Origin of the sequence: Bauldia sp. (assembly GCF_020442045.1) — a bacterium.
Classification (GTDB): domain Bacteria; phylum Pseudomonadota; class Alphaproteobacteria; order Rhizobiales; family Kaistiaceae; genus Bauldia.
The window spans coordinates 46,983-54,067 of the sequence record NZ_JAGRLA010000129.1 but is presented as its reverse complement, the minus strand read 5'-3'; the positions used below and the strand labels follow the sequence as shown (position 1 = coordinate 54,067).

3 protein-coding genes are annotated in these 7,085 nt (G+C 64.1%); all 3 read right to left on the bottom strand.

What is annotated here, in order from left to right:
- Positions 1-567, bottom strand: a 567-nt coding sequence (locus tag KDJ86_RS14750) for a nitrate reductase subunit beta (RefSeq protein WP_521085296.1), incomplete at its 3' end; no start/stop codon positions are given.
- Positions 564-4,319 carry a nitrate reductase subunit alpha gene (locus KDJ86_RS14745; protein WP_291747355.1) on the bottom strand — a complete coding sequence of 1,252 codons (3,756 nt, stop codon included), beginning with the start codon at positions 4,317-4,319 and terminating at the stop codon, positions 564-566. The genes KDJ86_RS14745 and KDJ86_RS14750, both read right to left, overlap by 4 nt.
- A 13-nt stretch (positions 4,320-4,332) precedes the next feature.
- The gene (locus KDJ86_RS14740; protein ID WP_291747354.1) at positions 4,333-7,068 is read right to left on the bottom strand and encodes a nitrate/nitrite transporter; all 2,736 of its coding nucleotides are present in this window, start codon (positions 7,066-7,068) and stop codon (positions 4,333-4,335) included.
- Between the last annotated feature and the right edge of the window lie 17 nt (positions 7,069-7,085).

Below are 7,085 nucleotides of genomic sequence, written 5' to 3'. Positions count from 1 at the left end.
CGGGTTGAGGCAGTGCTCGCAGAGCCGCGGCAGGTACATCATGAAGGTGTTTTCGAAGGCTCCGTAGATTTCCTTCTCAACGCCTTCGAAATTGACGTCCTTGGAGCGCTTGGCGAATTCGCCGCCGAGGATCTCCTCCCAGTTCGGCCCCCACTCGATCTTCTCCATCCGGTTGCCGGTGATCAGCGAGCGTGGCCGCGCGGTCGGCGAGGCCCTGAGCTCCGGCGCCTGCTGCAGATGCTCGTAGTCGAAGGTGAAAGGCTCGTAATAGTCGTCGATCTCGGGAAGGTCGGGGTTCGCGAAGATATTGGCCAGCACGCGCCACTTGGCGCCGATCCGGGGCTCGATCTTGCCGTTGCGCTTGCGCCGCCAGCCGCCCTTCCAGCGCTCCTGGTTCTCCCACTCCTTGGGGTAGCCGATGCCCGGCTTGGTCTCGACGTTGTTGAACCAGGCGTATTCCATTCCCTCGCGGCTGGTCCAGACGTTCTTGCAGGTGACCGAGCAGGTGTGACAGCCGATGCACTTGTCGAGGTTCAGTACCATCGCGATCTGAGCGCGGATTTTCATTCTGCGGCCTCCAGGTTCGAAGCACCATCGGATGTCGAGGATTGCTCCACGGGCTCGTCGAGCCAGTCGACCTTCGCCACCTTCCGCACGATGACGAACTCGTCGCGGTTGGAGCCGACGGTGCCGTAGTAGTTGAAGCCGTAGGATTGATGGACATAGCCGCCGATCATGTGGGTCGGCTTGAGCACCGTACGGGTCACGGAATTGTGGATGCCGCCGCGCTGCCCGGTTTGCTCCGAGCCCGGGACGTTCGCGATCTTCTCCTGCGCGTGGTACATCATGCACATGCCCTCCTTGACGCGCTGGGAGACGACGGCGCGGGCGACCAGCGCTCCGTTGGCGTTGAAGGCCTCGATCCAGTCGTTGTCGACGATGCCGCCCTTCGCAGCGTCAGCTTCGCTGATCCAGACGATTGGCCCACCCCGCGACAGCGTCAGCATCAGCAGGTTGTCGGTATAGGTGGAATGGATGCCCCATTTCTGGTGGGGGGTGATGAAGTTGAGAACCACCGGCTTGTTGCCGTTCGGCTCCCGGTCGATCACCGGCTTGACCGTCTTGGTGTCGATCGGCGGCCGGTAGACGCAGAAGCCTTCCCCGAAGGCCCGCATCCACATGTGATCCTGGTAGAGCTGCTGACGTCCGGTGAGTGTCCGCCACGGGATGAGCTCGTGGACATTGGTATAGCCGGCGTTGTAGCAGACCTTCTCGGATTCGAGCCCGGACCACGTCGGTGACGAGATGATCTTGCGCGGCTGCGCGACCACGTCGCGGAAGCGGATCTTCTCGTCTTCCTTAGGCAGCGCCAGGTGCGCGTGGTCGCGTCCGGTCGCGCTGCTCAGCGCCTCCCATGCCTTGACCGCAACCTCGCCGTTGGTCTCCGGCGCGAGCGACAGGATGACCTCCGTCGCGTCGACATCGCTGTCGATCCGGGCGAGGCCCTGGGTCGGACCGTCATCGGTCACGACGCCGTTCAGGCGCTTCAGGAGATCGACCTCGTCTTCGGTATTCCAGGCAATGCCCTTGCCGCCGTTGCCGATCTTGGCCATCAGCGGGCCGAGTGACGTGAAGCGCTTGTAGAGGTTGGGATAATCGCGCTCGACAACGGTGACCTGCGGCATTGTCTTTCCGGGTATCGGATCGACGTCACCGCGCGCCCAGTCCTCGACCTCGAACGCCTGGGCGATCTCCGCCGGCGTGTCGTGAAGGATCGGGGTCATCACGACATCCTTCTCGACGCCGAGCACCTCCGGCGCGATCTCGGAGAATTTCCTGGCGATCGCCTTGTAGATCTCCCAGTCGCTCCGCGCTTCCCATACCGGGTCGACCGCGGCGGTCAGCGGATGGATGAAGGGGTGCATGTCGGAGGTGTTGAGGTCGTTCTTCTCGTACCAGGTCGCGGTCGGCAGAACGATGTCGGAATAGACGCAGGTGGTCGACATCCGGAAGTCGAGCGTCACCAGCAGGTCGAGCTTTCCCTGAGGCGCCTCGTCATGCCAGACGACTTCCTCGGATTTCTGCCGGCCGTCCTCGCCGAGATCCTTGCCGAGGACACCGTGGCTGGTGCCGAGGAGGTGCTTGAGGAAATACTCGTGCCCCTTTCCCGAGGATCCGAGCAGGTTGGAGCGCCAGACGAAGAGATTGCGCGGCCAGTTCTGCGGCGCATCCGGATCGTTGCAGGAGAGCTTCAACGCACCCGACTTCAGCCCCTCGGCGACATAATCCTTCGCGTCCTGCCCTTTCGCCTCGGCCGCGGCCGCGATCGTCAGCGGATTGGTCTCGAGTTGCGGCGCCGATGGCAGCCAGCCCATCCGCTCGGCCCGGACATTATAGTCGATCAGCGAACCGCTCCACGACCCTTCCGGCGCCGTCGGCGACAGGATCTCGCTCACGTCGAGGCTCTCGTAGCGCCACTGGTCGGAGTGGGCGTAGAAGAACGAGGTCGAGTTCTGCTGGCGCGGCGGCCGGCTCCAGTCGAGACCGAAGGCGAGGGGCAGCCACCCGGTCTGCGGCCGCAGCTTCTCCTGGCCGACATAGTGCGACCAGCCACCGCCCGACTGGCCGACACAACCGCACATCACCAGCATGTTGATGACGCCGCGGTAGTTCATGTCCATGTGGTACCAGTGGTTCATCGCGGCGCCGATGATGATCATCGACCGGCCGCCGGTCTTCTCGGCGTTGCGGGCGAACTCCCGCGCCACCGCGACGATCTGGTCGCGCTTGACGCCGGTGATCGCCTCGGCCCAGGCCGGCGAATAGGGAGCGACCTCGTCATAGGAGCGCGGCAGGTGCTCGCCGCCGAAGCCGCGGTCGACGCCGTAATTGGCAAGGAAGAGGTCGTAGACGGTGGCGACCACCGCCTCGCCGTCCTTCAGCCGCATCCGCCGGGTGGGCACCTTGCGCGTCAACACGCTCGGGTGATCGGTCCCGGTGAAATGGTCATGCTCGACATTGCCGAAATACGGGAAGCCGATATCGACCAGCTCGCCGCCGGCAAGGCTGAGCTGCAGCGTCGCCTCGTTGCCGGTCGATTCCTTTTCCTCGAGATTCCACTTGCCCTTCTCGCCCCATCGGAAGCCGACCGAGCCGCGCGGTACGACGACGTCGCCGCTCGCCTCGTCGAAGGCCACCGGTTTCCAATCCGGATTGTTGGTCTCGCCGAGTGCGCCGGCGAAGTCGGACGCACGCACGAAGCGCTCAGGTATGAGATACCCGTCCTTGGCGACCAGCCGGACGAGCATCGGCATGTCGGAATATCGGCGGATGTAGTCGACGAAATACGGGACCTGGCGATCGACGTGGAATTCCTTGAGGATCACATGCCCCATCGCCATCGCGAGCGCGGAGTCGGTCCCCTGCTTCACGGAAAGCCAGAGGTCGGCGAACTTCGATGCCTCGGAATAGTCCGGACAGATGACCACGCTCTTCGCGCCGCGATAGCGCGCCTCGGTGTAGAAATGAGCGTCGGGCGTCCGCGTCTGGGGAACGTTCGAGCCCCACAGGATGATGAAGCTGGAATTGTACCAGTCGGCGGATTCGGGAACGTCGGTCTGCTCGCCCCAGGTCATCGGCGAGGCCGGCGGCAGGTCGCAATACCAGTCGTAGAACGACATGCAGACACCGCCGAGCAGCGACAGGTAACGAGCGCCGGCGGCATAGCTCACCATCGACATCGCCGGAATCGGCGAGAAGCCGGTCACCCGATCGGGGCCATAGGTCTTCGCGGTATAGGCATTTGCCGCCGCGATGATCTCGGTGACCTCGTCCCACGAGGCGCGCACGAAGCCGCCGAGACCGCGTTTTGTGGTGTAGCTCTTCCGCTTTGCCGCGTCCTCGACGATGGAGGCCCAGGCAGCGACCGGCTTCTTCGACTTCCGCGCTTCCCTCCACAGGCGGACCAGATGCGCCCGCACCAGCGGGTGCTTCACGCGGTTGCCGGAATAGAGGTACCAGCTGTAGCTCGCGCCTCGCGAACAGCCTCTCGGCTCGTGATTGGGCAGCTCCGGGCGGGTGCGGGGATAGTCCGTCTGCTGCGTCTCCCAAGTGACGATCCCGCCCTTGACGTAGATCTTCCATGAGCAGGAGCCGGTGCAGTTGGCGCCGTGCGTCGAGCGGACGATCTTGTCGTGCTGCCAGCGCTTGCGATACCCATCCTCCCAGCGGCGGTCCTCGTTGGTTGTCACCCCGTGGCCGTCGGCGAATTCGCCCTCGACGCGGCGAAAGAAGGTCAGGCGATCGATGAAATGGCTCATTGTCTCCGTCTCCTTACGCCGTGCTCTTCTGGGAGGATCCTGAAGTCGGCGTCGGGCCGTGGCGCTCCTGCTCATACAGAAGGCCGCCACGGCGTGTGTAGAACCACCAGGTCACGGCGACGCAGGTGACGTAGAAGAGCATGAAGCCCCCCAGCGCCAGCTCCGGTCCGCCCGTCGTCGCTATCGACGAGCCGTAGGCCTTGGGGATGAAGAAGGCCCCATAGGCGGCGATCGCCGAGGTGAAGCCGATGATCGCCGCCGACTCCTTGTCGCCCTGGCGCACCTGCTCGGCTGCCGCCATGCCCGGCATCAGACGCGCCGTCTCCTTGCGCATGATCGCGGGGATCATCTGGAAGGTGGATGCATTGCCGACGCCGGTGGCGAAGAACAGCACCATGAACATCGCGAAGAAGCCCCAGAACGCGCCGGGCTGGTCCTTGATCCCGAGGAAGTAGAGGACACCGGCAACCGCCGCGATCATCAGCACGAACACCCAGAAGGTAACGCGGCCACCACCCCAGCGATCGGAAATCCAGCCGGTTGCCGCCCGCGACAGGGCGCCGACCAGCGGCCCGAGGAAGACGAATTTCAGCGAATCGACCTCGGGGAACTGGGTCTTGGCGAGCAGCGGAAAGCCCGCGGAATAGCCGATGAAGGAGCCAAAGGTGCCGGTGTAGAGCCAGCACATGATCCAGTTGTGCTTGCGCTGGAAGATCACCGCCTGTTCGGAGAATGAGGCCTTCGCCGAGGCAATGTCATTCATCCCCAGCCACGCGGCGATCGTGGAGATGATCAGGAACGGCACCCAGATGAAACCTGCGTTCTGGATCCACAGCATCGAGCCGTCGGAGAGTGTCTGCGCCTCGCCGCCGGCCACGCCGAAGACGCCGGTGGTGATAACCAGCGGCACCACGAACTGGACGACGCTGACGCCGGTGTTGCCGAGCCCGGCGTTGAGCGCAAGGGCGTTGCCCTTTTCCCGCTTCGGGAAGAAGAAGGAGATATTGGCCATCGACGAGGCGAAGTTGCCGCCGCCAAGGCCGCACAGCAGAGCCAGCACAAGGAAGATGAGATATGGCGTCTCGGGATTCTGAACGGCGTAGCCGATGCCGAAGGCCGGCACGAGCAGCGAAGCGGTCGTGAGCGTCGTCCACAGCCGCCCGCCGAAGATCGGCACCATGAAAGAATAGAAGATGCGGAGCGTCGCCCCCGAAAGGCCGGGCAATGCCGCCAGCCAGAAGAGCTGGTTGGTCGAATAGCCGAAGCCGATCGCCGGCAGCTTGGCGACGACCACGCTCCACACCATCCAGACCGAGAAGGCGAGCAGGAGCGCCGGAATCGAGATCCACAGGTTGCGGCTCGCGATCCGCCGGCCCTTCTCCCGCCAGAAGGTATCATCCTCCGGCCGCCAGTCCTCGATCAGCGCGCTCCGGCCGGGATGTTCGGCGGGCTTGTGCACGTGTTCGAGCTCGGCCAGGGGCGGCAGCTTGGCGAGCGCCTCGCCCGCGGCCCGCTGCTCCATGGCACGGATGGCGAAATGCATCCATAGCAGGGACACCACGACGACCAGCAGGAGGAGCATGAAGCAGCTCGTCCAGATGTCGGTGAGGTCGGCCATCACGCCGAAGGCGATCGGCAGCACGAAGCCGCCGAGACCGCCGATCATGCCGACCAGGCCACCGACGGCTCCGACATGGCCGGGGTAGTAGACCGGGATGTGCTTGTAGACCGCGGCCTTGCCGAGCGACATGAAGAAGCCGAGGACGAATGTGGTGATGACGAAGGGGATGAGGTCCATCCGCGTCGAAAAGGCGATCGGCCCCTCGATGCCGTGGATGACGTAGTCGGTCTCCGGGTAGGAGAGCATGAAGAGACAGATCGCCGAGACGCCGAAGGTCCAATACATCACCATACGGGCCCCGTAGCGGTCGGAGAGGTGACCGCCATAGGCACGAAACAGGCTCGCCGGGATCGAATAGGCGGCTGCGAGCATGCCGGCCGTTTCGATATCCAGCCGGTAGACGTCGATCAGGTAGTGGGGCAGCCACAGGGCCAGCGCGACAAAGCCGCCGAAGACGAAGAAGTAGTACAGCGCGAACCGCCAGACCTGCTGATGCCTGAGCGGCTCCAGCTGCAGAAGCGTCGAGCGGGCCTTCTCGCCGCTCGCGCGCCGGGCGCGAATATCGGGATCTTCCTTGCTGCCGAACCAGAAGATGATGGCGACGATCGCCAGCGCGGATGCCCAGACCACCGCTACCGTCTGCCAACCAAAGGCGACCAGGACAAAAGGCGCGACGAATTTGGTGACCGCCGCGCCGACGTTGCCGACGCCGAAGATGCCGAGCGCCGTCCCCTGCTTCTCCGGCGGATACCACTTCGATACGTAGGCGATGCCGACGGCGAAGGATCCGCCGGCGAGCCCGACGCCGAGGGCCGCGACAAGCATCCAGGTATAGGTATTCGTGAAGGAGAGGAGATAGGTCGCAACAGCGGCCGCAAGCATGGTCAGCGTGAAGACCACCCGCCCGCCATACTGGTCGGTCCAGATGCCAAGGAAGATGCGGCTTAGCGATCCGGTCAGGATCGGAAGACCGACGAGCAGCCCGAATTCCGTCTCGGAAAGGCCGAGATCCGCTTTGATTCGCACGCCGATGATGGCGAAGATCGTCCAGACGGCAAAACAGACCGTGAATGAAAACGTGCTGAGCCCCAGCGCCCGCTTCCGGTCATAGGCGTCGTCCATGTCCATTCCCCGTTCTCGCTGCC

Coding starts and splice junctions, on each gene's coding strand:
- KDJ86_RS14740 (WP_291747354.1), bottom strand. CDS start 7,068: ATGGACATGGACGACGCCTATGACCGGAAGCGGGCGCTGGGGCTCAGC.
- KDJ86_RS14745 (WP_291747355.1), bottom strand. CDS start 4,319: ATGAGCCATTTCATCGATCGCCTGACCTTCTTTCGCCGCGTCGAGGGC.